Source organism: Xanthomonas rydalmerensis, assembly GCF_033170385.1.
GTDB classification, from domain to species: Bacteria; Pseudomonadota; Gammaproteobacteria; order Xanthomonadales; family Xanthomonadaceae; genus Xanthomonas_A; species Xanthomonas_A rydalmerensis.
Genome location: NZ_CP126170.1, coordinates 4,333,897 through 4,359,865, shown reverse-complemented (window position 1 = coordinate 4,359,865; position 25,969 = coordinate 4,333,897). Strand labels below are relative to the sequence as shown.

Sequence of the window (25,969 nt, the reverse complement as noted above, 5' to 3'; positions counted from 1 at the left end):
AGCTCCGGGGTCAGGCGCTGCGGGTGGCGGTGGCGGGCGGGACGGCGGCGGCGCGCAGGGCGGGGCCGAGCACGGCGAGCTGGCCGAGCAGCCACACCGCGAGGATGCCGGTGAGCACGGTGGGCGAGGACAGCCGCTCCAGTTCGAAGCGCTGCATCAGCCACTGGTTCATGACGTAGGCGAGCACGGCGCCGAGCAGCGCGCCGCCACCGACGATCAGCAGGTTTTCCAACTGGAAGTAGCGCAGGATGTCGCCGCGGGTGGCGCCGAGCGCGCGGCGGATGCCGATCTGCCGGGTGCGCTGCTGCACCCAGAAGCTGGCCAGCCCGCCGATGCCCAGCGCGGTGACGGTGAGCAGGATCAGGATGATCGCCAGCAGCATCCGCGCCACCGCGTTGTCGCTCTTGAAGTAGTCGGCGCGCAGCTCCTGCATGGTGGCGACCTGCTGCTGCACGTAGGTGGGATTGGCGCGCTGCATCGCCGCCGCCGCGCGTGGCAGCGCCTGCGCCAGTTGCCCGGGCGCGCTGCGGATCAGGTAGCCGCCGCCCCAGCCTTCGCTGCCGACGCGCAGTTCGGTCAGCAGCGCATCGGCATCGTCGTCGTGGCCGGTGATCTCGCCGCGCACCGGCGCCATCACCCCGACGATGTCCAGGCGCACCGACTGACTGAAGACGCTGGTGTAGAGCGAGCGCCCCAGCGGGGAGGCGCCGGGGAACAGCTTGGCGGCCAGCGACGGGGTGATCAGCGCCGGCAGGCGCCGCTCGATCTCGGCGGGCGCGCCGAACAACGCGGAGGCGCCGGGAAGTTCCGTATCGCGCAGGTCGCGGCCGGCGACGATGCGGATGCCCAGGGTGCGGTTCAGGCCCTGGCTGCCCGTGAACAATGTCGCCCGAGCGGCCGGCTGCGTGGCCTGCGGCTCCAGGAACAGTTGCGCCTGCGCAGGACCCCACAGTGGCGGCGCGCCGAACGCCGCCGCTTCCACGCCGGGGACCGCCTGCAGGATGTCCAGGCTGCGGCCGACGCTGCTGATACTGCCCGGCTCGCCGACCACGCCGATGCTCTGGATCAGGCCGATGTCCTGTTCCATCACCCCGGTCGGGGTCTGCACCCGCTGGTAGGTGCGGGCGATGATGAACACCAGGTTGCACAGCACCGCCAGGGTCAGGGCGATCTGCAGCGCCATCAGCACCACCGCGGCGCGATGGCTGCCCAGTGCGGACAGGATGGGACGCACGGGAGGCAGCGCGGTCATAGCGATTTCACCTGCAGGGCGGGAGCGATGCGCGAAGCGCGCCAGGCCGGCCACAGGCCGGCGGCCAGCGCCGACAGCGTGGCCACCGCCAGGGCGATGCCCAGGATCGCGGGATCGGCATGCGCTTGCTGCGCATAGGCCACCGGTTGCTGGCGCACCAGCCACAGGCCGATCCAGGTCAGCGGAATGCCGAGCAGGCCGCCCAGGCAGCCGATCAGCGCCGATTCGGCCAGGCATTGCGCGAACACCGCGCGGCGGCTGGCGCCGAGCGCGCGACGCACGCCGATCTCGCCGGCCTTGCGCATGAACTTGGCGACCAGAAGACCGACGGCATTGAGCAGGCACACCAGCAGCACGCCGAAGGCGATCCAGGTCTGCATGCGCACCGTCGCCGGCACCACCCGCTTGTAGTCCAGCCAATCGACCAGGCTGCGCAGGCGGGTGTTGGGGGCGCGTTCGAAGCGGCCGAGCTGGCGTTGCTGCGCGCTGTAGGCATCCAGCGCCGCGCGGTAGCGCCGCACCTGTTCCGGCGTGTCCAGCCGCACCCAGTACTGCACCCAGGTGCACTGCGCGGCCTTGGGATCGTGCAGGCCGGCCTCTCCGTCCTTGCCCCAGCACTGCATCGGCCCGTAGCCGTAGTCCTGCGGCAGGTCCAGCCAGGTCTCGAACGGCATGTACAGCGCTTCCGGCGCCTTGTACGCACCGGAGTTGAGATCGTAGAAGCGCGGCTGCGCATCCCAGGCGTCGATCACCCCGATCACCCGGAACGGGCGGGTGGCGATGGTCAGGGTCTTGCCGACGCTGTCGGCGCCGCCGAACAGCGCGTCGTTGAGCGCGCGGCTCAGCACCACCACCGGCGCGCGCTGGGTATCGTCGCGATGGCTCCAGCCGCCGCCGTAGAGGAAGCGCATGCCGAACATCGCGAACAGGTCGGCGGTGGCGGCGCGGGTGGTGAGCATGCGCAAGGGGCTGTTGGGCACGGTCTGGCGCACCGGCAGCCAGTTCGCGCTGGTCATGGCCTGCGCCGGCGCCGCCTGCGCCCGATACAGCGCGGTGGCGTCCTGCCAGGTCAGTTCGTCCGGCGGCTCGGGGTCGGCGCTGGGCAGGTTGCGCGGACGCGGATCCACCTGCGGATGGAACAGCGTGGCGCTGCGTCCGGGCAGCGGATCGCCGGAGAGCGTATGCAGCACCGTCAGCATGGTCATCGACGCGCCGATGCCCAGCGCCACGGCCAGCACCATCAGCGCGGTGAGGATGCGGTTGCGGCCGAAGCTGCGCAGCGCCAGACGGAGGTAGTAAGCGAACATGCGGGCTCCGGGTCAGGCGCTGCGGGTGGCGATGGCGGGGGCGACGGCGGCGGCGCGCAGGGCCGGGCCGAGCACGGCGAGCTGGCCCAGCGCGCACAGCAGCAGCGCGCCGACCGGCAGGTAGCTGGCCGGCAGCCGCTCCAGTTCGAAGACGTGCATCAGCAGCACGTTGCCGCCATAGGCCAGCAGCATGCCCAGCGCCACGCCGGCGCCGACCAGCAGCAGGTTCTCGGTCTGGAAATAGCGCAGGATGTCGCGGCGGGTGGCGCCGAGCGCACGGCGGATGCCGATCTGCTTGGTGCGCTGTTGCACCCAGAAGCTGGCCAGGCCGACGATCCCCAGCGCGGTCACCAGCAGCATCGCGACGATGATCGCGACCAGCAGCCCGGTCATGGCGCGGTCGCTCTGGAAGTATTCCTGGCGCAGGTCGAGCAGCGGCTTGCTGTACGCGTTGTCCATCACCGCTTCGGGTACCGCCCACGCCACCGCGGCGCGCGCCTGCGCCAACACCCGCGGCAGCTCGCGCGGATCGGCGCGCAGCACGTAGGTGCCTGAGCGCTCCGCTTCGCGCACCGGGATGACCACCGACCAGTCGCTGCCGATCACGCCGTCTTCGCTGCGGCCTGGATCGGGGCGCGCCAGGTGGTCGAGTGTGCCGATCACGCGGAAATGGCCGCCGGCCCAGAACTCCTTCCCCAGCGGATCCTGGCCCGGCCACAGATGTGCGGCCAGCGCGCGAGTGATCCACACGCCGGCCGTGGTCGGGAGGCCGTTTTTGAGCGGTTGGTAGTCCGCGTCGCCGAAGGTGCGGCCGCTGTCCGGCTGCAGTGCCAGGGCCGCGACGGCGCCGGGACTGACCATGTAGAAATGCGGCACGCCGCCGATCTGGGTGCAGTCCTGGTCCAGGCACAGTCCGTTGTTGTTGGTGGGCGTGGCGAACGGCACGCTGTTGACCACGCCCGCCGCACGTACGCCGGGCGTGCGGCGCACCGCATCCAGCGCGCGGGCGTTGAGGTCGGCATTGTTGCAGTCGTCGCAGCCGGACAGCGACACCAAGCCCAGCGCGGCCTCGTCGATGCCGCTGCGCAGATGCACCAATTCCAGGCGGTTGCCGATCAGGAAGAAGGCGTTGCACAACACGGCGCAGGCCAGCGCCACTTCCAGCGTGATCAGCCCCGCGGCGATGCGGTGGCGCGCCAGCGCGCTCAGGATGGGTTTGATCTGCATCGTCGTGCGCCCCGGTTACAGACTCTTGAGTTGCATGGCCGGCGCGATACCGCTGGCGCGCAGGGCGGGGAACAGGCCGGCCGCGAGGCTGCAGGCGATCGCCAGGGCGAAGGTGCCGGCGAACGTCGTCGGGTCCAGATGCGCCAGGTCGGCGTAGGCGGTGGGTTGCTGGCGCACGCTCCACAGGCCCAGCAGGGTCAGCAGCCAGCCGCCGGCGCCGCCGACCAGGCCGATCACGCTGGCCTCGGTCAGGCACTGCGCGAAGATCGCGCGCCGCGACGCGCCCAGCGCGCGGCGCACGCCGATCTCGCCGCCGCGGCGCAGGAACTTGGCCAGCAGCAGGCCGACGCTGTTGAACAGGCACAGGCCCAGGAACGCCAGCGCCAGCCAGCTCTGCAGGCGCACGTCGCCCGGCACCACGCGGTTGTGCTCCAGCCATTGCGGCAGGGACAGCAGGCGCGCGGTGTCGGCACGGCCGATGCGCCCGGCGGCGTGCTGCTGCGCGGCGTAGTCGGCCAGCAGCCGGCGGTAGTCGGCGACCTTCGCCGGCGTGTCCAGTTGCACCCACAATTGCAGCCACACGCACGGCGCATCGCGCAGGTCCATTGCGGAATCCACCTTGCTGAAGCAGGTCCATGGTTGGATATGGCCGTCGTTGACCTCCAGGCTGCTGGACAGCGGCATGAACACGTCCTGCGGCCGTCCATAGAAACTGGCGGTATCGCCATGCGCGAAGCTGCCGCCGGCCAGTGTGTAGAACAGCGGCGACGGCCGCCACGGCGCCAGCACGCCGACGATGCGTACCGCGGTGCCGCGCACCAGCAGGCTGCGGCCGACGCTGTTGCGGCCGCCGAACAGCTTGGCGTTGAGATCGGCCGAAATCACCGCCACCCGTGCCCTGTCCTCATCGTCGCGCGCCCGCCAGCCGCTGCCGTAGGCGAACGGCACCTGGAACATCGGGAAGAAATCGGCCTGGGTCATCAGCAACTGGGTCATGAAGGGCGCGGTGGCGCTGTCCGGCGCGCGCACCTTGATCTCGCTCTCGGCGACCATGGCCTGGCGATCGGCGCGCCCGCTCTTCCACAGGTCCATGGCCGAGGGGTAGTCGAGCTTGTCGTACGGCTTCTGGTTGGCGCCGTTGCTGGGGCGCGGATCGAGTTGCGCGAAGAAGATCTGTTGGCTGCGCCCGGGCAACGGATCGCCGGACAGCAGCCGCATCACCGTCAGCGTGGTCATCGCCGCACCGATGCCCACGGCGATGGACAGCACCATCAGCGCGGTGAGCACCGGGCTGCGGCGCAGGCTGCGCAACGCTTGCTGGAAGTAGTAGCTGAGCATGCCAGTCTCCGCGCCGTCGCCCTGCCGATCAGCCTGCGGCCGCGGCGTCGTTGCCGCCGTGCGCCAGCACCGGTTCGCGCTGCAGGTCGGTGGCCTGGCCGTCGACGATGTGCACGTTGCGCTGCGCGCGCGCGGCCAGCTCCGGATCGTGGGTGACCATGACGATGGTCGAGCCCTGCGCGTTGATCTCCTCCAGCAGTTCCATCACGCCGCGCGCCATCTGCGAGTCGAGGTTGCCGGTCGGTTCGTCGGCCAGCAGCAGGCGCGGGCTGCCGGCCAGGGCGCGTGCGATCGCCGCACGCTGCTGCTGGCCGCCGGACAGTTCGGACGGATAGTGCTTCATGCGCGAGCCCAGCCCGACCCGGCCCAGCGCCTCCTCGATGCGCTGCTTGCGCTCGGCCGCGCCCATGCCGCGGTAGCGCAGCGGCACGTCGACGTTGTCGAACAGGTTGAGGTCGGGGATCAGGTTGAAGCCCTGGAAGATGAAACCGATCTTCTGGTTGCGCATGCGCGAGCGCGCATCGTCGTTGAGGTTGCTGACGTCCTGGCCATCGAGCAGGTACTGGCCGCTGGTGAAGGTTTCCAGCAAGCCGGCGATGTTGAGGAAGGTGGTCTTGCCCGAACCCGACGGCCCGGTGACGGCGACGAACTCGCCCTCGCGGACATGCAGGTCCAGCGAGCGCAACGCATGCGTCTCGACCTGTTCGGTGCGGAAGACCTTGGAGACGGAGCGCATTTCGAGCATGGCGTGAGTTCCTGTGGTGGTGGAGCGGGGATTGGGGATTGGGGATTGGTGGGGTGCGACGCGTCTGGATCAGTGGCAAGGACAGGAGAGCAGCATGGGGCTTCAACCAATCCCCAATCCCGACTCACCAATCCCGGCCTTCAATGCACCGTCACCTGCGGCGCGTCGCCGAACAGGTCGCTGCCGGAGACCACGACCCGGTCGCCCGGCTGCAGGCCCGAGCGCACTTCGACCTCGCCCAGGCTGGTCACGCCCAGTTCGACCGGGCGGCGCACCGCCGAGTCGCCGTCCATGACGTAGGCGTAGCGGCCGCCGGACTGTTCGACGAACGGGCCGCGCTCGAGCTTGAGCACGTTCTTGCGGGTATCCAGCAGTACCCGCGCGCTCATGCGCTGGCTCTGGCGCAGGCCCGGCGGCTGCTTGTCGGTGAAGCGGATGCGCGCGTTGACCTCGCCGTTGACCACTTCCGGCGACACCGCCGAGATCGCCCCGGCGAACGGTTCGCCGGCGCCGCTGGTCAACTGCGCCGGCATGCCGATCGCCAGGTCGCGGGCGAAGCTCTCCGGTACCTTGATCTCCAGTTCGAACTTGGACAGATCGACCACGCTCAGCACCGGCGCGTTGGCGGCGACGTTGGTGTGCTGCGAGACCTGCACCTGGCCGACCTGGCCGTCGAACGGCGAGCGCAGGGTCAGCAGGTCGACCTGGCGCTGCACCTCGGCCACCACCGCGCGCTGGCGCTCGGCGAGCAGGCGCTTGTTGCGTGCGTCCAGCGAGGCGCCCTGGGCCTGCAGGCCGGAATCCTTCTGTGCATGGCTCATCGCGATGTCGGCCTTCTTCAGGGTGTCCTGGGCCTTGGCCAGTTCCACCTGCGGCACCGCGCCGCCTTCGTAGCCGCGCTCGTAGCGCTCCAGGTCGCGGCTGGCGGCCTGCCGCTCGATCTGCGCCTGGTCGATCAGCTTGCTGGCATTGGCGCGGGCCAGGGTCGCGTCCAGGTCGGCACGGCCGGCCTCGGCCTCCAGGCCGGCCAGGGTGGCCTCTTCCTGGGCCAGCTTGCTGCGCAGCTCCGGGCTGTCGATCTCGGCCAGTTCCTGGCCCTGCTTGACCACGTCGCCGGCGACCACCTTCAGGGTCACGGTGCCGCCGGAGATGGCGTACAGGGTCGGGCTGTTGGCAGCGATCAGGCGGCCGTCGGCGGAGATGTCGCGGACCAGGTCGCCGCGGGTCACCGTGGCGATGCGCACGCGTTGCGCGTCGAACGAGCGGCTGCCGGCGATCCAGCCGCGTGCGGCGAAGGCGATGCCCAGCAGCACCAGCGCAACGATCAGCCCGGGCCACAGCCAGCGGCGCCAGGTGGCGGAGCGGGGGCGGGCGAGAACCTGGTCCTGGGCGGAGGTGTCACGGATCATCGGACGATCGCAGCGGTGAGGATGGGAACTCCATCGCAGGATGCGTGCCAACTGCAAGCCATTGAATTGCATGGAGGCGGGCGGCGCGGACAAGTGTCCGAGTGTCCGCGGACACGTTCGCGGACACTCGGGGGTGTCATCAATTTCCGAGCAATCGCGGCCCTTCGGATTGGGCTTGCCAGACCCAACGCGACATCCTCGGGAATTGGTGACACGCCCTAGTCCGGCAGCGGACAGCGGCGAGACATTCAGCGGACTTGGCTAGAATGGCGGACTTTTCGGCGAAGGGCGTGGCTATGTGCGGTATCGTCGGTGCGATCGCGGATCGCGATGTGGTTCCGGTCCTGATCGAGGGGCTCAAGCGCCTGGAATACCGGGGCTACGACTCGGCGGGCATCGCCGCCATCGCCGACGGGCAGGTGCGCCGCGTGCGCCGCACCGGCCGCGTGTCCGAGACCGAGAGCGCCGCGCTGGCCGAGGGCCTGCATGCGCCGCTGGGCATCGGCCACACCCGCTGGGCCACGCACGGCGGCGTCACCGAGGCCAATGCGCATCCGCACGTCAGCCACGGCGACCTGGCCCTGGTCCACAACGGCATCATCGAGAACCACGAACAGCAGCGCGAGCGCCTGACTGCGCTGGGCTATGTGTTCGAATCGCAGACCGACACCGAGGTCATCGCCCACCTGATCCACCACTACATCGACCAGGGCCGCGACCTGCTCGGCGCGTTGCAGGCGGCGGTGAAGGAGCTGACCGGTGCCTATGCCGTGGCCGCGGTGAGCAAGTCGCGCCCGGACCTGCTGGTGTGCGCGCGGATGGGTTGCCCGCTACTGATCGGCCTGGGCGAGGGCGAGAACTTCATCGCCTCCGACGTCTCGGCGGTGATCCAGGCCACGCGCCGGGTGATCTTTCTGGAAGAGGGCGATACCGCCGAACTGCGCCGCGACGGCGTGCAGGTGTACGACGCGCAGGACCAGCCGGTGCAGCGCGAGCCGCACGTGTCCGATGTGTCGCTGGCCTCGCTGGAACTGGGCCCGTACCGCCACTTCATGCAGAAGGAGATCCACGAGCAGCCGCGCGCGCTGGCCGACACGCTGGAGGCGCTGTTCGACGCCGGCGGGTTCGACACCGCGCTGTTCGGCAGCAAGGCCGAGGCGCTGCTGGCCGACGTGGACGGCGTGCAGATCCTGGCCTGCGGCACCAGCTACTACGCCGGGCTGACCGCGCGCTACTGGATCGAGGGCATCGCCGGGCTGCCGTGCAGCGTGGAGATCGCCAGCGAGTACCGCTACCGCGACGCCTGCGCCAATCCGCGGCAGCTGATCGTGACCATTTCCCAGTCCGGCGAAACCCTGGACACGATGGAGGCGCTCAAGTACGCCAAGTCGCTGGGCCACGCCAAGACCCTGTCGATCTGCAACGTGCCCGAGAGCGCCATCCCGCGCGCCAGCGCGATGGTGCTGTACACCCGCGCCGGCGCCGAGGTCGGCGTGGCCTCGACCAAGGCCTTCACCACCCAGCTGGCAGCGCTGTTCCAGCTCACCTGCGTGCTGGCCAAGCGCCGCGGGCGGCTGAGCGCCGAGCAGGAGGCCGAGTACCTGGAGCAGTTGCGCTACCTGCCCGGCAGCGTGCAGCACGTGCTCAACCTGGAGCCGCAGATCGCGGTATGGGCCGAGCGCTTCGCCGACAAGCACAACGCGCTGTTCCTCGGCCGCGGCCTGCATTACCCGATCGCCCTGGAGGGCGCGCTCAAGCTCAAGGAAATCACCTACATCCACGCCGAAGGCTACCCGGCCGGCGAGCTCAAGCACGGCCCGCTGGCGCTGGTCGACGCCAACATGCCGGTGGTGGTGATCGCGCCCAACGACACCCTGCTGGAGAAGGTGAAATCCAACATGCAGGAAGTGCGCGCACGCGGCGGTGAGCTGTTCGTGTTCGCCGACCAGGACAGCAACTTCAACGAATCCGAGGGCGTGCACGTGATCCGCACGCCGCGCCACGCCGGCGTGCTCAGCCCGGTGCTGCACACCGTGCCGGTGCAATTGCTGGCCTACCACACCGCGCTGGCGCGCGGCACCGACGTGGACAAGCCGCGCAATCTGGCCAAGTCGGTGACGGTGGAGTAAGCGCGTCCAGGGACGTTCGGCGCGCCAGCGATGGCGGGCGTGCGCGGGCCGCCATGACGGTGCGATGCGGATGTGGCGCGCTGTGGCGATGTCCGCCGTAGCGCCAGCGGAGGTCGCTGGCGGCTACGTGGCGACGCCGTTGAAGAAGTCGACCAGGCTCTGCGGCGCGGCGTCGTCGAAGAACAGGGCGAGGTTGCGCTGGGATTCGCGGGCGAACGGCGCGCTGCGGGCGAACAGTCGGGTTTCGTACGTGGCCAGCGCGGCCTCGATCGCGCCGGGATGCGCGGCGATGGCCTTGCCCAGCTCGGCACCATCGTAGAGCGCGAGGTTGGCGCCTTCGCCGGCGAACGGCGACATCAGGTGCGCCGCGTCGCCGAGCAGGGTCACGCCGGGGACGCGCTCCCATTGGTGCTCGACCGGCAAGGCATGGATCGGGCGCAGCACCGGCGGCGTGTCGCTGGCGGTGATCAACGCCGTCAGCGCCGGCGCCCAACCGGCGAACTCCGCGGCGATGCGCGCCATCGCGCTCGCCGGCACGGCGACGTCGATGCCGTCGAACCACGCCTGCGGCCTGACCAGCGACACATACGCATGCAGCGTGCCGTCGGCATAGCGGTGCGCGAACAGGCCCTTGCCCGGTGCGACCGCCATCAGCGTTCCGTGGCCGACCAGCTGCGCGCTGGCCGGATGCCGGGTGTCGGCCTCCAACAGGCGGGTCTCGACGAACGTGGTGCCGCTGTAGGCGGGCACGGCAGCGGACAGCAATGGCCGCACCTTCGACCAGGCGCCGTCCGCGCCGACCAGCAGATCGGTGGTCACCGTGGCGCCATCGCCGAAGCGCAATAGATGCCGCCCATCGGCGAGCGGCGACACATCGGCGAGTTTGCAGCCCCAGCGCACCGCGCCGGCGGGGAGGGCGTCGAGCAGCAGGCGGCGCAACTGCCCACGATCCACCTCCGGCCGGTTGCCGGCGCCGAGGTCCGGCCGCTCGATCAGGAGGGTGCCATCGCGGTCGACGACCCGTTTCGCATCCGCGCCGGGCAGCACCAGCGCGCGGAACTGCGGGTAGAGCCCGGCGTCCTTGAGTGCCAGCTGGCCGTTGTAGTCGTGGATGTCGAGCAGGCCGCCCTGCGGGCGCGCATCGGCCGATGCCTCGGCTTCGTAGAGGGTCGCGGCGATGCCGTGAAGGTGCAGCACGCGGGCGAGCGCGAGCCCGCCGAGTCCGGCACCGATGATCGCGATGGGAGTGTGCATGGTGCCTCGATGGCGGGTGGGCGCAACGAACCCCGCTGCGCCGAGCTGGATGGAATGGCGTTCCATCATCTTGGAATGGCGTTCCATTCATGTCAAGATCGGCCATGACCAAGACACGACGCAATCAGCCCCGCCGTGACGCAGCACTGTCGCGCGAGCAGATCGTGGAGGCGGCGATCGCCCTGCTCGATCGCGACGGCGAGGCCGGGCTGACCTTCCGCGCCTTGTCCGAACGGCTCGCCACCGGACCGGGCGCGCTCTACGGACACATCGCCGACAAACGCGATCTGCTGACGACCGCCTGCGACGCCGTCATCGCGCGCAGCCTGCCGACGCCACCGGCCGGCGCCACGCCGCAGGCCGCCATCCGCGCGCTGGCCCTGGCCATGTTCGACACGATCGATGCGCATCCCTGGATCGGGTCGGCCCTGTGGCAGGCGCCGGGACAGTTGCCGATCGTGCGCATCATCGAAGGCCTTGGCCGGCCGCTGCGTGCGCTCGGTGTGGCCGACACGGCGCAGTGGGCGGCGGTGTCCGCGCTGCTCAACTACATGCTCGGCGTAAGCGGACAGAACGCGGCCAATACGCAACTGGCGCTCACCCAGGGTCTTGTCCGCGACGCGACCCTGGCCGCAATGGCGAGCACGTGGTCGCGGCTCGATCCCGTCGCGTATCCCTTCGTGCGCAGCATGGCCGGCGCACTGCAGACGCACGACGACCGCGTGGACTTCATCGCCGGGATCGACCTGATCCTTGCCGGCATCGTGGCGCAGGGCGGCGCGCAGGTGGCCGGCGGCGCGCGCAAAAAGCCCCGTCATTCCTGAGCGGTCCTGCAGGGACGCGCCTGCTGCTGGCACGCACGTCGCGCACGCTACGCACGTCGCCCCGTCGCGCTGGTGCCGGCGCAGCTAAGTCTGTGCAGCCAGCGCCGTCGGCCTGGCGCGATTCATTGCCCGGAATGACGTGGCCAGGCCACGGTATCGGTGCGTCCAGCATCGGTCGCCAGGTGGTGCCGCCGAGGAGGCGGAGGCACATCGCGCTTCGTCCGGTTCTGATGCGCGCGCCGCGCCACCAGTCCATGCGGCGAACGCTGGCGCCTGTGGGCAAGCCGCGCAACCGGGCCACGTCGGTGACGGTGGAGTAAGGCGCTGCAGCGGCACCGCCTTGGCAGACGGTGTGGTCGGCTGCCAGCGCATTGGCCCGGGTTATGCATAAGCTTCCTGCGAGGGTTCCCACCACGCAGGAGGACGTATGTACGAGTCTTTCAGACAGGGGGCGCCGGCCGAGCTGTGGCAGGCGCTGGTGCACGAGGCCGGGCAGCGCCTGGGCCGGCCGCTGGACGAATCGCGCGAGCACTACCTGGTGTTCGTGCTGCTGCGCTACCAGCGCGACGCGCAGTTGCTGGCGCGCATCCAGGCATTGGCCTGGCTGCATGCGCAGGAGCAGGTCGGACGCACACGCGCCGACGCGTTGCGCGAGGTCGGCGACGGTTGTCTGCTGATCGCCGGGCTGTTTCCCGGCGTGGCGGAACGGCGCCGGGTCAGCGTCGACTACTTCATCGATCTCGGCCGCGGCGCCTATGCCGAAGTCGCCGAGACCCGCGACAGCGACGCCGGGCTGTTCGCGCAACTGGCGCGCAGCTACCGTGAACTGGTCGGCACGCTGGGCGCGCTGCGGCCGCCACGGCACGAGGTGGCGGCGTTGCAGGCGGCGCTGCACGCGTGAGCGGTGGCGAGGCACGTCGGATGTCCTTCGCCGTTCATGCGTGATGCGCTGTGGCCCGGCCCCGTCTCGGCGTCTCGTAGGAGCGGCTTCAGCCGCGACGGGCTTTCCCGGTAACGCCCCTCGCGGCTGAAGCCGCTCCTACAAAGGCACGTCTTCGTTGTTCGTGCCTGGATGGTGGCGATGGGCGCACATGCAGCTGGGGCACCGCGAACGCCGGTCTAGCGGCGGTGCCGTGTTTCGCCAAGGCGGCGCGTCTTCTGCGCCGCCGTTCGCCATGTGCTACGGCGCGCCGCCGTGGCTCAGAACCAGAAGCGCAGGCCGGCGACCCAGCGCGTCTCGCGCATGGCCTCGCCAGCGGCGCGACGCTGATCGGCGGTCTCGCCGAAGCTGCGCACGTGCTCCACGCCGACATACGGCGCGAACCGGCGCGTGACTTCGTAGCGCAGGCGCAACCCGCCCTCCACGGTGGTCAGGCCGCTGCCGGTGCGATGCGCCGGATCGTCGCGCGCGGCCAGTTCCGCTTCCAGCCGTGGCTGCAGGATCAGGCGATTGGTCAGCAGTACGTCGTACTCGCCTTCCAGGTGCAGGCTGGCATGGCCGCCTTCGCCGACGTAGAGCATGGCCGACACCTCGAACTTGTACGGCGCCATGCCTTGCACGCCGAACGCGGCAGAGGTCCGCGCGTGGCCCGGCGCGAACGTCTGCCTGCCGCCGATCAGCACGTCCCACCAGGGCGAGATCGCGCGGCCATAGGCCAGTTCCAGCGAGGACGCGGTGGTGCGGCCGCCCTCGCGTTCGCCGTCGCTGCGCAGCCATAGCCGGTCGATGTCGCCGCCGTACCAGCCGCGCGCTTCCCAGGCCTGGCCGCTGCCATGGGCGTTGTCCCAGCCCTCCAGGCGATCGACCAGCAAATAGCCGGTGCGCGAGGCGCCGTGCGCCATGCCGTGGTCGCGCAGCACCGGGAACGCGGCCGCACGGTCGGCCGCGGTGATCGGCGGGATCGGCTCGCGCGGCAGCGGCGTGTTGGCGCTCGCGGGACAGTGGCACGCGGTCGCTGTCGGGGAAGGCGCGGAGGGCATCGCGTGGTCCATGCCGTCGTGATGCATGCCGTCGTGCGCGGAGTGCGCGTGTTCGCGGTGATCGCCCTGCGACGCCGGCGCGGCCGCGTGGTCCATCGTGGCGTGGTCCATGTGCGCGTGCGACATGGCGTCGGCGTGCTCTGCCGTGGTCTGCGTGGCAGGCGCGCCTTGCATGGCCGGCACGTGCGCGGCATGCCCCATGGCTGCGTGGTCCATGGCGCCATGCATTGCCGTGTCGGGTTGCGTTGCCGCCGCGTCCGCCATGGGCACGGCGGCAGCGGACGCAGGGCAGGCGCAGCGCGCGGCAGCTGCGTCGGCGCCGGTGTCGGCAGCATGGGCATGCTGCGCCTGCGCTGCGGCGTGCGCCAACAGCAGCGTCAGGCCGGTGGCCCGCGCGAGCGGAGCGAGGCGCGAGCGGCTCATGCGTCCACCCGCACTTCGCGCATCATGCCGCCGTCCATGTGATACAGCAGATGACAGTGGTAGGCCCAGCGCCCCAGCGCGTCGGCGCGCACGCGGTAGCTGCGGCGCGTGCCCGGCGGCATGTCCACGGTGTGCTTGCGCACCTGGAAGCGGCCGGCGGCATCCTCCACGTCGCTCCACATGCCGTGCAGGTGGATCGGGTGCTGCATCATCGTGTCGTTGACCAGCACGATGCGCAGGCGCTCGCCGTAGTTGAGCCGCAACGGTTCGGCGCTGGCGAAGGGAACGCCGTCGAACGACCAGGCGAACTTCTCCATGTTGCCGGTCAGGTGCAGCTGGATCTCGCGTCCCGGCTCGCGTCCGTCCGGATCCTCGAACAGACTGTGCAGGTCGGCGTAGGTCAGCACGCGGCGGCCGTTGTCGCGCAGGCCGATGCCCGGGTCGTCCAGCCGCGGCGCGGTGGCGGAGGACTGCATGTCCACCAGCGGATTGCCGCGTTCGCTGCGTGGATGCGCAGATGCCGCGGCAGCGCCTGCAGTTGCGTGCGCGGCGTGCTCCATGCCCGGCATGCCGGCCATGGGCATGCTCGCGCCGCAGCCGCCCTCCATGCCGTGCATGGCCGTGCCCGCGCCGTGCTCCATGCCGGCGTGCCCGGCCATCGCGTGGCCCATGTCCTGCATGCGCAGCAGTGGGCGTGGATCGTTCGCCGGCACCGGCGCCTGCAGCCCGTCGCGCACGGCCAAAGTGCCGCGCGCGTGACCGGTGCGCCCCATGTCCTGGGCGAACACCGTGTAGGCGTCCTGGCCGCTGGGTTCGACCAGCACGTCGTAGGTTTCGGCCGCGGCGATGCGGAACTCGTCCACGCTCACCGGATGCACGTACTGGCCGTCGGCGGCGACCACGGTCATCTTCAGCCCGGGGATGCGCACGTCGAAGTAGCTCATGCTGGAGGCGTTGATGAAGCGCAGCAGCACCTTCTCGCCGGGGCGGAACAGCCCGGTCCAGTTGCCGGCCGGGGTCATGCCGTTGAGCAGGTAGGTGTAGGTGTTGCCGTTGACGTCGGACAGGTCGCTGGGGGTCATGCGCATGCGCCCCCACATGCCGCGGTCAGCGAGGGTGGCGCGCAGCCCGTCCTGCCGCGCGTCGCGCAGGAAATCGCCGACGGTGCGCTGGTACAGGTTGTCGTAGGACGGCATCTGCTTCAGCCGCCGGAACAGCGCGGCCGGGTCCAGGTCGGTCCAGTCCGACAGCAACAGCACGTGCTCGCGGTCGTAGCGGTACGGCGGCGGGTCGCGCGGGTCGATCACGATGGCGCCGTACAGCCCGGCCTGCTCCTGGTGCAGCGAATGGCTGTGGTACCAGTAGGTGCCGGACTGGCGCAGGGCGAAACGGTATTGGTAGGTCTCGCCCGGATAGATGCCGTCGAAGCTCATGCCCGGCACGCCGTCCATGTTGGCCGGCAGCAGCAGGCCGTGCCAGTGCACCGAGGTCTGGGTGTGGCCGGGCAGGCGATTGGCCACGCGGATGGTCACGGTGTCGCCTTCGCGCCAGCGCAGGATCGGTGCGGGCACGCTGCCGTTGACGGCGATGGCGGGGCGCTCGCGCCCGGTGAAGTTGACCCGGGTGCTGCCGATGCTCAGGTCCAGGTCGGTGCCGTGCAGCACATAGGGCGCGGCGCCGTTGCGGGCGAGCGCGCTGGCCTGTGCGCTGCGCAGCGGCAGCCCGCTGAGGCCGGCGGCGGCGCCCAGCGCCAGCCCGGTGACGAAGCGGCGCCGCGACGGCAGCGCCGGCAGGCCGGAAGAAGATGCGTTCATGTGTCAGGTCCATAAGCGGATGCGATGTGCCGCGCAGCGCCGACGGGGCGCTGCAGGCACGGACGCGGCAGCGTCTGTGCGCCGCCGCCAGGAGACCGCCCGTGGGGCGGCCGCGCGCGCTCAGGCGCTGGGAGGACGTTCCAGTCGTGGCAGGCCGGGCGCACCGTGCGCGGCCTGGGAAGCGGCGGCGACCAGGGTGCGGGGCATGCGCGGCAGTGCCAGCGGCATCGCCAGCAGGGCCGGCAGCGGTTGCGCATGCGGACATTGGCAGCCCGCCATGCCGCCGCAGCCGCCGTGCTTGCCGGCATGGTCGTGGCAGGGGCCGTCGTGATCCGCCGGTGGCGGCGCGTCGTGGCAGGGCATCGCCGCATGCGCCGGCGCCGCGCTGGCCATCGTGGCAGCCGTGTCGTGCGTCGAGGGGCCGTGCGTCGCCATGCCCGGCATCGCCATGGCGGCCGCGGTGCCGTTGAGCAGCAGGCTCAGGCACAGCAGCAGGCGCATCAGGACGGCGAAGGTCGGCACAGGCGGCAGGGTGACGGCGGGAAGCGCAGAGGATACCGAAGCCGGCGTGGGCGGCAAGCGACTGCCGCGCGGGAAGGCTTGACTCTGGACCCGACTCCAGGGAGTAGGGTGTGCGCATGCGATCCGATCCCGCCACCGTCCGCTTCACCATCGGCGCGCTCGCCCGCCAGGCCGACGTCGCCATCGATACCGTGCGCTACTACGAGCGCCAGGGGCTGCTGCCGCCCGCCCCGCGCCGCGCATCCGGTTACCGCGAGTACGACGCCGCGGCGGTGCAGCGGGTGCGCTTCATCCGCCGCGCCAAGGAACTGGGCTTTTCGCTGGAGGAGATCGGCGAACTGCTGGCGCTGCAGGACGATCGCGTGCACGGCGTGGAGGGCATCAAGCAGCGCGCCAGCGCGCGCCTGCAGGCGCTGGACCGGCGCATCGCCGAACTGACCGAGATGCGCGACACCCTGGCGATGCTGGTCGAGGAGTGTCCCGGCCGCGGTGCGCCGGACGCCTGCCCGATCCTGGGCGACATCCGCGGCGATGCCGCCGGCGAGCCGCCGCGATGAGCGCGGACCGCGCCACCGCCTCGTTGACCTTGCCGGTGCAGGGCATGACCTGCGCCGCCTGCGCGGCCGGCGTGGAGAAGGCGTTGCAGCGCCTGCCCGGGGTCGCGGCGCAGGCCAGCTATGCCGGGGCGCGCGTGCAGGTCGACTATGACCCGCAGCAAGTGGACCTGCCGACACTGTTGCAGCGCATCCAGCAGGCCGGCTACAGCGTGCCGACCCAGGCGGTGACCCTGGAACTCAGCGGCCTGCACTGCGCCTCCTGCGTGGCGGCGATCGACGCGGTCCTGGCGAAGACCCCGGGCGTGCTTGCCGGTCACGCCAACCTGGCCTCGGCCAAGGCGCGGGTGGAGATCGTGAACGGTGCGGTCGCGCCGGCGGAGCTGATCGCGCGGATCGCCCGTGCGGGATTCGGCGCGCGCGTCGCGCAGGCCATGGACCCCGAGCAACTGGCCGAGCGCGGCCGCAGCGAGCGCCGCGCCTGGCGGCGCGAGCTGGGAATGTTCGCAGCGGCGGTGCTGCTGACCCTGCCGTTCTGGGGGCAGATGCTCGGCATGCTGGATGGCGACGCCTTGCGCGGTGCGCATGCCGAGCCGCTGCCGCGCTGGCTGCAGTGGCTGCTGGCGACACCGGTGCAGTGCTGGATCGGCGCGCGCTTCTACCGTGCAGGCTATCGCGCCCTGCGCAACGGCAGCGCCAACATGGACGTGCTGGTCGCGCTGGGCACCGGCATGGCCTATCTGTACAGCGCCGTGGTCACCGTGGCCGGCCTGCACGACCAGCACGTGTACTTCGAGGCCAGCACCAGCGTCATCACCCTGGTGTTGCTCGGGCGCCTGCTCGAGGCCCGTGCCAAGCGCCGCACCACCGCGGCGGTGCGCGCGCTGCTCGACCTGGCGCCGACCACTGCGCGGGTCGAGCGCGACGGCGTCATCGTGGAGGTGGATGCGGCGGAACTGGCGGTCGGCGATGTGTTCGTGGTCGCTGCCGGCGAGCGCGTGCCGGTGGACGGCGAGGTGCTCGACGGCCACTCCAGCGTGGACGAGGCGATGCTCTCCGGCGAGGCGCTGCCGGTGGCCAAGGCACCGGGTAGCCGCCTGCATGCGGCCACGGTCAACCAGCTCGGCCTGTTGCGCGCGCGCGCCACCGGCGTTGGCGCGGACACGCTGCTGGCGCAGATCGTGCGCATGGTCGATGCCGCGCAAGGCTCGCGCGCGCCGATCCAGCGCCTGGTCGATCGCATCGCCGCGGTGTTCGTGCCGGCGGTACTGGCCATCGCCGCGATCACCCTGGGCGCGACCTGGGCGCTGGGCGGCAGCTTCGCCGACGCCCTGGTGCACGCGGTGGCGGTGCTGGTGATCGCCTGCCCGTGCGCGCTGGGCCTGGCCACGCCGACCGCGATCATGGTCGGCACCGGCGTCGGCGCGCGCGCCGGCATCCTAATCCGCGACGCCGAGGTGCTGGAACGCGCCCGCGCGCTGACCGCGCTGGTGGTCGACAAGACCGGCACCCTGACCCTGGGCCAGCCGCAGGTGACCGCGGTGCTGGTCGCCGACGAGGCCGAGGCCGCGCCGCTGTTGCGCCTGGCCGCGGCGCTGGAAACCGGGTCGGCGCATCCGCTGGCGCGCGCCATCGTGCAGCGCGCCGCCGACCTGGGCGTGCGCGCGGCCGTGCCGGCGCCGCTGGCCGAGGCAGTGCAGACGCTGCCGGGGCAGGGCGTGCGCGGCCGCGTGGACGGGCGCGAGGTCGTGCTGGGGGCGCTGGCGTGGCTCGATGGCCTGGTCGCCGTGCCGGCCGACCCGACGCTGCGCCGCCAGGCCGAGGCGGCGCAGGCGCAGGGCCAGAGCGTGGTCGGGGTGGCGGTGGACGGCGCCGTGGCCGGCTACATCGCCATCGCCGATCCGCTGCGCGAGGACGCCGCCGAGGCGGTGGCGTTGCTGCAGGCGCGCGGCATCGCCGTGACCATGCTCAGCGGCGACAACCGCCACGCGGCGCAGGCGGTGGCCGCGCGGCTCGGAATCGAGCAGGTGCAGGCCGAGGTGCTGCCGCAGGACAAGGCCGCGCATGTGCGCCAGTTGCAGGCCGTGCCGGGCGCGCACGTGGGCATGGTCGGCGACGGCATCAACGACGCCCCGGCGCTGGCCGCGGCCGACGTCAGTTTCGCCATCGGCAGCGGTTCGGACATCGCCATCGAGGCGGCCGACGTGGTGCTGATGCACGGCGACCTGGCCGGCGTCGCCGCCGCCATCGACCTGTCCGCGGCGACCGTGCGCAAGATCCGCCAGAACCTGTTCTTCGCCTTCGTCTTCAACGGCCTGGGCATCCCGCTGGCCGCGTTCGGCCTGCTCAACCCGGTGATCGCCGGCGCGGCGATGGCGCTGAGTTCGGTCTCGGTGCTGGGCAACGCGCTGCTGCTGAATCGCTGGCGTGCGCAGTGAGCGCGTGTTCGATTTCTTCACTTTGGAGCCTGACATGCAACATCTCGATCTCCTCGTCCACGGCATGAGTTGCGGCGGCTGCAGCGCGCGGCTGCAGCGGGTGCTGAACGCCTGCCCGGGCGTGAGCGCCAGCACGGTGGTGCTGGAGGGCGGGCGCGTGGGCATCGACTACGACCCCGCGCGCATCGACGTGGCCGCGCTGGAGCAGGCGATCGCCGACGCCGGTTTCAGCGTGGCCGCCGGCTGAGCGCCGCCCCGGCGCCGCGCCACGCCGGGTGAACGCCGGCGTGGCGGCCGCGGTCGCGCATGACCCGGACGCGGGCCGGGCGTGTATCGTGGGCGCGGTTTCTCCGCTCCCGCACCGCCATGACCCATCGCGCTTGGGTGGCCGCCGCCATCCAGAAGATCGAAGCCGACTTCAACCGCTCGGCCGACACCCATCTGATCCCGCTGGACCTGCCCGGTTTCCCCGGCATCGACCTGTATTTCAAGGACGAATCCAGCCATCCCACCGGCAGCCTCAAACATCGCCTGGCGCGCTCGCTGTTCCTGTACGCGCTGGCCAACGGCTGGCTGCGCGAGGGGCGGCCGGTGATCGAGGCCTCCAGCGGCTCCACGGCGGTGTCCGAGGCGTACTTCGCGCGCCTGCTGGGGCTGCCGTTCATCGCGGTGATGCCGGCGACGACCTCGCCGGAAAAGATCGCCGCGATTGAGTTCCAGGGCGGGCGCTGCCACCTGGTCGGGCGCGCCTGCGACCTGCATGCCGATTCGGTGCAACTGGCACGCGAGACCGGCGGCCATTTCATGGACCAGTTCCTCTACGCCGAACGCGCCACCGACTGGCGCGCCAACAACAACATCGCCGAATCGATCTTCCGGCAGATGCAGGAGGAGCCGCACCCGATCCCGGCGTGGATCGTGTGCAGCCCCGGCACCGGCGGCACCGCGGCCACGCTCGGGCGCTACGTACGCTACCGGCGCCATCCCACCCGCATCCTGTGCGCGGATCCGGAGGTGTCGCTGTTCTTCGACGGCTACCGCGAGGCGCTGGCCGGGCGCGACTACGCCGGCCTGGAAAGCACCGGCGGCTCGCGCATCGAAGGCATCGGCCGGCCGCGGGTGGAGCCGAGCTTCATCCCCAGCTGCGTGGATGCGATGGTCAAGGTGCCCGACGCGCTGAGCCTGGCGGCGATGCGCTACGTCAGCGCGCGCCTGGGCCGGCGCGTGGGCGGCTCCACCGGCACCAACTTCGTCGGCGTGCTGCAGGCGGCCACGCGCATGCGCGAGCAGGGCCGCAGCGGCGCCATCGTCACCATCTTGTGCGACAGCGGCGAGCGCTACGTGCACAGCTACTACCGGCCGCAGTGGTACGCCGAGCACGGCATCGACGTGGACCAGGCCGATGCGCAGCTGGCCGCGGCGGTGGCCGGCGCCGGGTTGCCGCCGCTGCCTTGTGCCGCGCTGGACTGACCGCCATCTCACTGCCATGGCCGGCGCCGCCGGCCTTCCTTCCGTGACCGAGACTTCCGCGATGACCAATCCCCTGCTCGATTTTTCCGGCCTGCCGCGCTTCGATGCGATCCAGCCCGAGCACATCGGCCCGGCGATCGACACCCTGCTGGCGCAGGCCGAGGCCGCGGTGGCTGCCGCCGAGACGGTGGCGCCGGTGCGCTGGGACAGCTTCGTGGCGCCGCTGGACGACGCCACCGAGCGCCTGTGGCGCGCCTGGGGCCAGGTGAGCCACCTGCAGGCGGTGGTCAACACGCCGGCGCTGCGCGAGGCCTACAACGCCAACCTGCCCAAGGTGACGCGCTTCTCCAGCGCGCTCGGGCAGAACCTGGCGCTGTTCGCGCAGTACCGCACGCTGGCGCATTCGCCGGAGGCGGCCACGCTCGGCCCGGCGCAGCGCAAGGTGCTGGACAACGCGTTGCGCGATTTCCGCCTGGGCGGCGCCGAACTGGGCGAGGCCGACAAGCAGCGCTTCGCCGCGATCCAGGAAGAACTGTCGGCGCTGTCGGCCAAGTTCTCGCAGAACGTGCTCGATGCCACCGACGCGTGGTCGCTGTTGATCGACGACGAGGCGCGCCTGGCCGGCCTGCCCGAGGACAGCATCGCCGCCGCGCGCGCAGCGGCCGAACGCGATGGCCAGGCCGGCTGGAAGCTGACCCTGCAGATGCCGTGCTACCTGCCGGTGCAGATGTACGCCGAGGATCGCGCGCTGCGCGAGACGCTGTACCGCGCCAACGCGATCCGCGCCTCGGAGTTCGGCGATGCGGCGCTGGACAACAGCGCGGCGATCGGCCGCATCCTCGCCTTGCGCGGCGAACTGGCGGCGCTGCTCGGCTTCGCCAGCTACGCCGAGTATTCGCTGGCCACGAAGATGGCGCAGGATCCCGCACAGGTGCTGGCGTTCCTGCACGATCTGGCCGTACGCGCCAAGCCCTACGCGCAGCGCGACCGCGCCGAGCTGGAGGCATTCGCGCGCGAGCATCTGGGCCTGAACACGCTGGAAGCCTGGGACCTGCTCTATGCCGGCGAGAAGCTCAAGCAGGCGCGTTACAGCTTCTCCGAGCAGGAAGTGAAGCGCTACTTCACCGAGCCCAAGGTGCTGGACGGCCTGTTCGGCCTGATCCACGACCTGTACGGCTTGCGCGTGGAGGCCGACAGCGCGCCGGTGTGGCATCCGGACGTGCGTTTCTTCCGCCTGAGCGACGCGCAGGGGCGCCTGGTCGGGCAGTTCTATCTGGACCTGTACGCGCGCGAAGGCAAGCGTGGCGGCGCCTGGATGGACGATTGCCGCAATCGCCGCGAGCGCGCCGACGGCGTGCAGACCCCGCTGGTGTACCTGGTGTGCAACTTCGGCCGCGGCAGCGACGGCAAGCCGGCCACCTTCACCCACAACGAAGTCACCACCCTGTTCCACGAGATGGGCCACGGCCTGCACCAGTTGCTGACCCAGGTCGGCGAACTGGGCGTGGCCGGCATCAACGGCGTGGAATGGGATGCGGTGGAGCTGCCTAGCCAGTTCATGGAGAACTTCTGCTGGGAATGGCCGCGTCTGCAGGCGATGACCGCCCACGTGGACAGCGGCGAGCCGCTGCCGCGCGCACTGTTCGACAAGATGCTGGCGGCGAAGAACTACCAGAGCGGTATGTTCACCGTGCGCCAGCTCGAGTTCGCGCTGTTCGACATGCAGTTGCACCACGACTTCGATGCGCAGGCCGACAGCGTGCTGCAGTTGCTCGAGCGCGTGCGCGATGAGGTCGCGGTGAACCGGCCGCCGGCCTGGAATCGCTTCCCGCACCAGTTCAGCCACATCTTCGCCGGCGGCTATGCGGCCGGCTACTACAGCTACAAATGGGCCGAGGTGCTCAGCGCCGACGCCTATGCGGCGTTCGAGGAAACGCCCGACCAGTTGGCCGCCACCGGCGCGCGCTTCCTGCGCGAGATCCTCTCGCGCGGCGGCAGCCGCCCGGCGTTGGAGAACTTCACCGCCTTCCGTGGCCGCGCGCCGGAGTTGGAGGCGCTGCTGCGGCACAGCGGCATGGCGGGATAAGCGGGGATTCGGGAGTCGGGATTGGGGATTTGTGATTTTTCGCGAGTGCATGGCATTCCTCGCGCTTCTGGCTTTGTTGTAGGAGCGGCTTCAGCCGCGACGGGGCATTACCGGTAACGCCTGTCGCCGCCGAAGCCGCTCCTGCAGAAAATCGCTTGCCAATGTTTGGCTCCGCACAGCACGCTGCCGCCCCCAATCCCCAATCCCCAATCCCCAATCCCCAATCCCCGCTTTCAACAGCCACAGGCTGGTCATCCCCAATCCCCAATCCCCAATCCCGGCTCCCCTGTGCTAGAACAAAGCGCAGCGGCACGGCGATCTTCGCCGCCGCAATCGCGGCGCAGGACACTGCCGCACTGCACAAGGAGGACCGCATGAAGCGAGCAGGGTGGTGGACGCCCTTGCTGTTGAGCATGGCCGTGCCGGCGCTGGCGCAGGATGGCAGCGGCACGGTGCGCATCGGCGCCAGCCTGCGTGCCGGCCCCGCACCGGAGTATCCGCGCGTGGCCACCCCGGTCACCGACGAGGCGTTGCGGGTACATGGCTGCACCCGCGACTGGGCCTGGTGCGATGTCAGTTGGCGCGAGAAACGCGGCTGGCTGCCGGCCGGTGCGATCGACTTCAACGCCCAGGAACAGGGCAGTGAGCCTGGCGTGCCCACGGTCGGCTTTGCGCTGGACCGCTATTGGGACACGCACTATCGCGGTCAGCCGTGGGCGCGCGAACGTGCGCGCTATCGATCGCTGGAAAGCACCGCGACCGCGGCCGGCCCGGCGCAGATTCCGGCCCCGCTGCAGCGGCAGCTGGCGCCACAATGGCGGACGCCGCCGTCGCCTGCGTCCGAGGCGGTGAGCGCCACGCCGCAATGGACGCCGCCCGGCGAGCGGATGTACCAGATTCCGCCGCCGGACGCGCTCAATCCCCGCTACAACAAGGAACTGGCGAAGGAGTTGCAACGCCAGGACGACGACCGCCGCCAGCGCGAATCGATGGGACTGATGCCCGTGCCGCCGCCTGCGTCCGCGCCATCGGCATCGCCGTCGTGGCCGCCGTCGCCGGCGACGATCCAATGGGTCGAGCGGCATCCGCCGAAGCCGAGTTCGCCACCGCCACCACCACCGCCGCCACCGCCACCGCCGCCACCGCCGCCGCCACCGCCACCGCCACCGCCACCGCCTTCAGCGCCACCGGCCAAGCCGGAAGCGCACAAGGACCACGACGCCGGGCGTCGCGACGTCAGGCAACTGGAGCGTTGACGCGCGGCACGCTGCCGTTGCTGGCAGCGTGCGCGTTTGGCCCGGCTCAGGCCTTGGCGAACACCAGCGCGGCGTTGGTGCCGCCGAAGCCGAAGCTGTTGGACATCACCGTGCGCAACGCGGCATCGCGGCTCTCGCGGACGATCGGGAAGCCCTCGGCGCGGGGGTCCAGCGTGTCGATGTTGGCCGAGCCGGCGATGAAGCCGTCGCGCAGCATCAGCAGGCAGTAGATCGCCTCGTGCACGCTGGCCGCGCCCAGCGAATGCCCGGACAGCGCCTTGGTCGAGGACAGCGGCGGCACCGCATCGCCGAACACCGCGCGCACCGCATCCAGCTCGGTGACATCGCCCAGCGGGGTCGAGGTACCGTGGGTGTTGAGATAGTCGATCGGCGCATCCACGCCCTGCAGCGCCATGCGCATGCAGCGCACCGCGCCTTCGCCGGACGGAGCGACCATGTCGGCGCCGTCGGAGGTCACGCCGTAGCCGACCAGTTCGGCATGGATGCGCGCCCCGCGCGCCACCGCGCGCTCGTAGTCCTCCAGCACCAGCATGCCGCCGCCGCCGGCGATGACGAAGCCGTCGCGCGCGGCATCGTAGGGCCGCGACGCCACCGCCGGCGTGTCGTTGAAGCCGGTGGACAGCGCGCCCATCGCGTCGAACATCAGGCTCATGGTCCAGTCCAGCTCTTCGCCGCCGCCGGCGAACATCACGTCCTGCTGGCCGTGGCGGATCAGGTCCGCCGCCGCGCCGATGCAGTGCGCCGAGGTCGCGCAGGCCGCCGACAGCGAGTAGCTCACGCCCTTGATCTTGAACGCGGTGGCCAGGCTCGCCGACACCGCCGAACACATCGTGCGCGGCACCATGTACGGGCCGACCTTGCGCACGCCGCGGTTGCGCAGCAGGTCCGCCGCTTCCACCTGCCAGTGGCTGGAGCCGCCGCCGGAGCCGGCGATCAGGCCGATGCGCGGGTCGCTGATCGCCGCCTCGTCCAGGCCTGCATCGGCCAGCGCATCGCGCAGCGCCAGGTAGGCGTAGGCCGAGGCATCGCCCATGAAGCGCTTGAGCTTGCGGTCGATCGCCGCGTCCAGGTCCAACTGCACATCGCCGCCGACCTGGCTGCGCAGGCCGGCTTCCACTGCCTGCGGGTTATGGCGGATGCCGGACTGGCTTTCGCGCAATGCGCGCGACACGCTGTCCAGGTCGTTGCCCAGGCATGAAGTGATGCCCATCCCGGTAATTGCCACGCGCCGCATCAGAATGCCTCCGTCGAAGTGAACAGGCCCACGCGCATGTCCTTGGCGGTATAGATCTCGCGCCCATCCACCGACATGCGGCCATCGGCCACCGCCATCACCAGCTTGCGGTTGATCACCCGGCTGATGTCGATCTCGTAGACCACCTGCCTGGCGGTGGGCAGCACCTGGCCGGTGAACTTCACCTCGCCCACGCCCAGCGCACGGCCACGGCCGGGTGCGCCCAGCCAGGTCAGGAAGAAGCCGGTCAACTGCCACATCGCATCCAGGCCCAGGCAGCCGGGCATCACCGGGTCGCCGATGAAATGGCAGCCGAAGAACCACAGGTCCGGGCGGATATCCAGTTCGGCGCGGATCACGCCCTTGCCGTGCGCGCCGCCGGTCTCGTCGATGGCGACGATGCGGTCGAACATCAGCATCGGGTCGTTGGGCAGGCGCCCGGCGTCGGCGCCGAACAGCTCGCCGCGTGCGCTGGCGAGCAATTGCTCGCGAGAATAGGAGGACAGACGACTCATGAGCGGAACATTCCCAGGCGAGACAGTCGAGGCGCGCAAGAGTGCATGAGCCTTGCGCGTTCAATCAAACGTTTTATCCGTACGCACGCGTAGTGTCGGCATCTGCGGCGGCGCGCGCACTGCGCCGGATCAAGGCGCGCATTCTCAGCCCGTGCGCAGTGCGGGGCTTAT

General features: G+C 70.8%; 21 protein-coding genes. 9 read left to right on the top strand and 12 right to left on the bottom strand.

The window, feature by feature from the left end; genetic code table 11:
* Window positions 1-10: 10 nt before the first annotated feature.
* The 6 genes from QN245_RS18470 to QN245_RS18445 form a co-directional block, all read right to left on the bottom strand.
* The gene (locus tag QN245_RS18470) at window positions 11-1,252 is read right to left on the bottom strand and encodes an ABC transporter permease (RefSeq protein WP_184450304.1); all 1,242 of its coding nucleotides are present in this window, start codon (window positions 1,250-1,252) and stop codon (window positions 11-13) included.
* The gene (locus tag QN245_RS18465; RefSeq protein WP_317843851.1) at window positions 1,249-2,559 is read right to left on the bottom strand and encodes an ABC transporter permease; all 1,311 of its coding nucleotides are present in this window, start codon (window positions 2,557-2,559) and stop codon (window positions 1,249-1,251) included. The genes QN245_RS18470 and QN245_RS18465 overlap by 4 nt, the downstream gene beginning before the upstream one ends.
* 12 nt (window positions 2,560-2,571) lie before the next feature.
* Entirely contained in the window at window positions 2,572-3,786 is a 1,215-nt protein-coding gene (locus tag QN245_RS18460; protein WP_317843850.1) for an ABC transporter permease, read from the bottom strand.
* A 15-nt stretch (window positions 3,787-3,801) separates the two neighbouring features.
* On the bottom strand, window positions 3,802-5,124 hold the full coding sequence (locus QN245_RS18455; protein ID WP_317843849.1) for an ABC transporter permease: 1,323 nt from the start codon (window positions 5,122-5,124) through the stop codon (window positions 3,802-3,804).
* Window positions 5,125-5,152: 28 nt separating this feature from the next.
* The gene (locus tag QN245_RS18450) at window positions 5,153-5,869 is read right to left on the bottom strand and encodes an ABC transporter ATP-binding protein (protein ID WP_160969222.1); all 717 of its coding nucleotides are present in this window, start codon (window positions 5,867-5,869) and stop codon (window positions 5,153-5,155) included.
* A 140-nt stretch (window positions 5,870-6,009) separates the two neighbouring features.
* Window positions 6,010-7,278: an efflux RND transporter periplasmic adaptor subunit gene (locus QN245_RS18445; RefSeq protein WP_317843848.1), complete on the bottom strand. Its 1,269-nt coding sequence runs from the start codon at window positions 7,276-7,278 to the stop codon at window positions 6,010-6,012.
* 296 nt (window positions 7,279-7,574) lie between these two features.
* Between QN245_RS18445 and glmS the strand changes: the two genes are divergently transcribed.
* Window positions 7,575-9,407, top strand: coding sequence for a glutamine--fructose-6-phosphate transaminase (isomerizing) (gene glmS / locus QN245_RS18440; RefSeq protein WP_184450427.1), 1,833 nt, complete (start codon window positions 7,575-7,577; stop codon window positions 9,405-9,407).
* A 123-nt stretch (window positions 9,408-9,530) separates the two neighbouring features.
* Here the strand turns inward: glmS and QN245_RS18435 are convergent, their stop codons facing one another.
* Window positions 9,531-10,661, bottom strand: a complete 1,131-nt coding sequence (locus QN245_RS18435; RefSeq protein WP_184450294.1) for an FAD-dependent oxidoreductase — start codon at window positions 10,659-10,661, stop codon at window positions 9,531-9,533.
* 104 nt (window positions 10,662-10,765) lie between these two features.
* On the opposite strand from QN245_RS18435, the gene QN245_RS18430 reads away from it, so the two are divergent.
* Both QN245_RS18430 and QN245_RS18425 read left to right on the top strand, forming a co-directional pair.
* Window positions 10,766-11,485, top strand: coding sequence for a TetR/AcrR family transcriptional regulator (locus QN245_RS18430; RefSeq protein WP_317843847.1), 720 nt, complete (start codon window positions 10,766-10,768; stop codon window positions 11,483-11,485).
* Window positions 11,486-11,912: 427 nt separating this feature from the next.
* Complete coding sequence (locus QN245_RS18425) at window positions 11,913-12,386, top strand: hypothetical protein (RefSeq protein WP_317843846.1); 474 nt, start codon at window positions 11,913-11,915, stop codon at window positions 12,384-12,386.
* A 299-nt stretch (window positions 12,387-12,685) separates the two neighbouring features.
* On the opposite strand, the gene QN245_RS18420 is transcribed toward QN245_RS18425, so the two are convergent.
* From QN245_RS18420 to QN245_RS18410, 3 genes are all read right to left on the bottom strand, one after another.
* The gene (locus tag QN245_RS18420) at window positions 12,686-13,888 is read right to left on the bottom strand and encodes a copper resistance protein B (RefSeq protein ID WP_317843845.1); all 1,203 of its coding nucleotides are present in this window, start codon (window positions 13,886-13,888) and stop codon (window positions 12,686-12,688) included.
* Entirely contained in the window at window positions 13,885-15,702 is a 1,818-nt protein-coding gene (locus tag QN245_RS18415) for a copper resistance system multicopper oxidase (RefSeq protein ID WP_317843844.1), read from the bottom strand. The genes QN245_RS18420 and QN245_RS18415 overlap by 4 nt, the downstream gene beginning before the upstream one ends.
* Before the next feature lie 120 nt (window positions 15,703-15,822).
* Window positions 15,823-16,224, bottom strand: a complete 402-nt coding sequence (locus QN245_RS18410; protein WP_317843843.1) for a CopL family metal-binding regulatory protein — start codon at window positions 16,222-16,224, stop codon at window positions 15,823-15,825.
* A 116-nt stretch (window positions 16,225-16,340) separates the two neighbouring features.
* On the opposite strand from QN245_RS18410, the gene QN245_RS18405 reads away from it, so the two are divergent.
* The 6 genes from QN245_RS18405 (at window position 16,341) to QN245_RS18380 (ending at window position 24,028) form a co-directional block, all read left to right on the top strand.
* Window positions 16,341-16,781: a heavy metal-responsive transcriptional regulator gene (locus tag QN245_RS18405; RefSeq protein ID WP_160969204.1), complete on the top strand. Its 441-nt coding sequence runs from the start codon at window positions 16,341-16,343 to the stop codon at window positions 16,779-16,781.
* Complete coding sequence (locus QN245_RS18400; protein WP_317843842.1) at window positions 16,778-19,216, top strand: heavy metal translocating P-type ATPase; 2,439 nt, start codon at window positions 16,778-16,780, stop codon at window positions 19,214-19,216. Before QN245_RS18405 ends, QN245_RS18400 begins: the two co-directional genes overlap by 4 nt.
* 34 nt (window positions 19,217-19,250) lie before the next feature.
* A complete protein-coding gene (locus QN245_RS18395; RefSeq protein WP_317843841.1) occupies window positions 19,251-19,463 on the top strand; it encodes a heavy-metal-associated domain-containing protein in 213 nt (70 codons plus the stop codon).
* Between the two features lie 119 nt (window positions 19,464-19,582).
* Window positions 19,583-20,686: a PLP-dependent cysteine synthase family protein gene (locus QN245_RS18390; RefSeq protein ID WP_160969200.1), complete on the top strand. Its 1,104-nt coding sequence runs from the start codon at window positions 19,583-19,585 to the stop codon at window positions 20,684-20,686.
* A 61-nt stretch (window positions 20,687-20,747) separates the two neighbouring features.
* Window positions 20,748-22,772, top strand: coding sequence for a M3 family metallopeptidase (locus tag QN245_RS18385; protein WP_317845400.1), 2,025 nt, complete (start codon window positions 20,748-20,750; stop codon window positions 22,770-22,772).
* Between the two features lie 374 nt (window positions 22,773-23,146).
* Window positions 23,147-24,028, top strand: a complete 882-nt coding sequence (locus QN245_RS18380; RefSeq protein ID WP_317843840.1) for an SH3 domain-containing protein — start codon at window positions 23,147-23,149, stop codon at window positions 24,026-24,028.
* Between the two features lie 46 nt (window positions 24,029-24,074).
* On the opposite strand, the gene fabB is transcribed toward QN245_RS18380, so the two are convergent.
* The gene (gene fabB / locus QN245_RS18375) at window positions 24,075-25,283 is read right to left on the bottom strand and encodes a beta-ketoacyl-ACP synthase I (RefSeq protein ID WP_160968845.1); all 1,209 of its coding nucleotides are present in this window, start codon (window positions 25,281-25,283) and stop codon (window positions 24,075-24,077) included.
* Window positions 25,283-25,798 (bottom strand): 3-hydroxyacyl-[acyl-carrier-protein] dehydratase FabA, encoded by a 516-nt coding sequence (fabA, locus tag QN245_RS18370; protein ID WP_160968846.1) that lies wholly within the window; start codon window positions 25,796-25,798, stop codon window positions 25,283-25,285. Before fabA ends, fabB begins: the two co-directional genes overlap by 1 nt.
* Between the last annotated feature and the right edge of the window lie 171 nt (window positions 25,799-25,969).

Excerpts from the sequence above, each read along its gene's own strand:
- QN245_RS18470 (WP_184450304.1), bottom strand. The coding sequence starts at position 1,252 with ATGACCGCGCTGCCTCCCGTGCGTCCCATCCTGTCCGCACTGGGCAGC.
- QN245_RS18465 (WP_317843851.1), bottom strand. The coding sequence starts at position 2,559 with ATGTTCGCTTACTACCTCCGTCTGGCGCTGCGCAGCTTCGGCCGCAAC.
- QN245_RS18460 (WP_317843850.1), bottom strand. The coding sequence starts at position 3,786 with ATGCAGATCAAACCCATCCTGAGCGCGCTGGCGCGCCACCGCATCGCC.
- QN245_RS18455 (WP_317843849.1), bottom strand. The coding sequence starts at position 5,124 with ATGCTCAGCTACTACTTCCAGCAAGCGTTGCGCAGCCTGCGCCGCAGC.
- QN245_RS18450 (WP_160969222.1), bottom strand. The coding sequence starts at position 5,869 with ATGCTCGAAATGCGCTCCGTCTCCAAGGTCTTCCGCACCGAACAGGTC.
- QN245_RS18445 (WP_317843848.1), bottom strand. The coding sequence starts at position 7,278 with ATGATCCGTGACACCTCCGCCCAGGACCAGGTTCTCGCCCGCCCCCGC.
- glmS (WP_184450427.1), top strand. The coding sequence starts at position 7,575 with ATGTGCGGTATCGTCGGTGCGATCGCGGATCGCGATGTGGTTCCGGTC.
- QN245_RS18435 (WP_184450294.1), bottom strand. The coding sequence starts at position 10,661 with ATGCACACTCCCATCGCGATCATCGGTGCCGGACTCGGCGGGCTCGCG.
- QN245_RS18430 (WP_317843847.1), top strand. The coding sequence starts at position 10,766 with ATGACCAAGACACGACGCAATCAGCCCCGCCGTGACGCAGCACTGTCG.
- QN245_RS18425 (WP_317843846.1), top strand. The coding sequence starts at position 11,913 with ATGTACGAGTCTTTCAGACAGGGGGCGCCGGCCGAGCTGTGGCAGGCG.
- QN245_RS18420 (WP_317843845.1), bottom strand. The coding sequence starts at position 13,888 with ATGAGCCGCTCGCGCCTCGCTCCGCTCGCGCGGGCCACCGGCCTGACG.
- QN245_RS18415 (WP_317843844.1), bottom strand. The coding sequence starts at position 15,702 with ATGAACGCATCTTCTTCCGGCCTGCCGGCGCTGCCGTCGCGGCGCCGC.
- QN245_RS18405 (WP_160969204.1), top strand. The coding sequence starts at position 16,341 with ATGCGATCCGATCCCGCCACCGTCCGCTTCACCATCGGCGCGCTCGCC.
- QN245_RS18400 (WP_317843842.1), top strand. The coding sequence starts at position 16,778 with ATGAGCGCGGACCGCGCCACCGCCTCGTTGACCTTGCCGGTGCAGGGC.
- QN245_RS18395 (WP_317843841.1), top strand. The coding sequence starts at position 19,251 with ATGCAACATCTCGATCTCCTCGTCCACGGCATGAGTTGCGGCGGCTGC.
- QN245_RS18390 (WP_160969200.1), top strand. The coding sequence starts at position 19,583 with ATGACCCATCGCGCTTGGGTGGCCGCCGCCATCCAGAAGATCGAAGCC.
- QN245_RS18385 (WP_317845400.1), top strand. The coding sequence starts at position 20,748 with ATGACCAATCCCCTGCTCGATTTTTCCGGCCTGCCGCGCTTCGATGCG.
- QN245_RS18380 (WP_317843840.1), top strand. The coding sequence starts at position 23,147 with ATGAAGCGAGCAGGGTGGTGGACGCCCTTGCTGTTGAGCATGGCCGTG.
- fabB (WP_160968845.1), bottom strand. The coding sequence starts at position 25,283 with ATGCGGCGCGTGGCAATTACCGGGATGGGCATCACTTCATGCCTGGGC.
- fabA (WP_160968846.1), bottom strand. The coding sequence starts at position 25,798 with ATGAGTCGTCTGTCCTCCTATTCTCGCGAGCAATTGCTCGCCAGCGCA.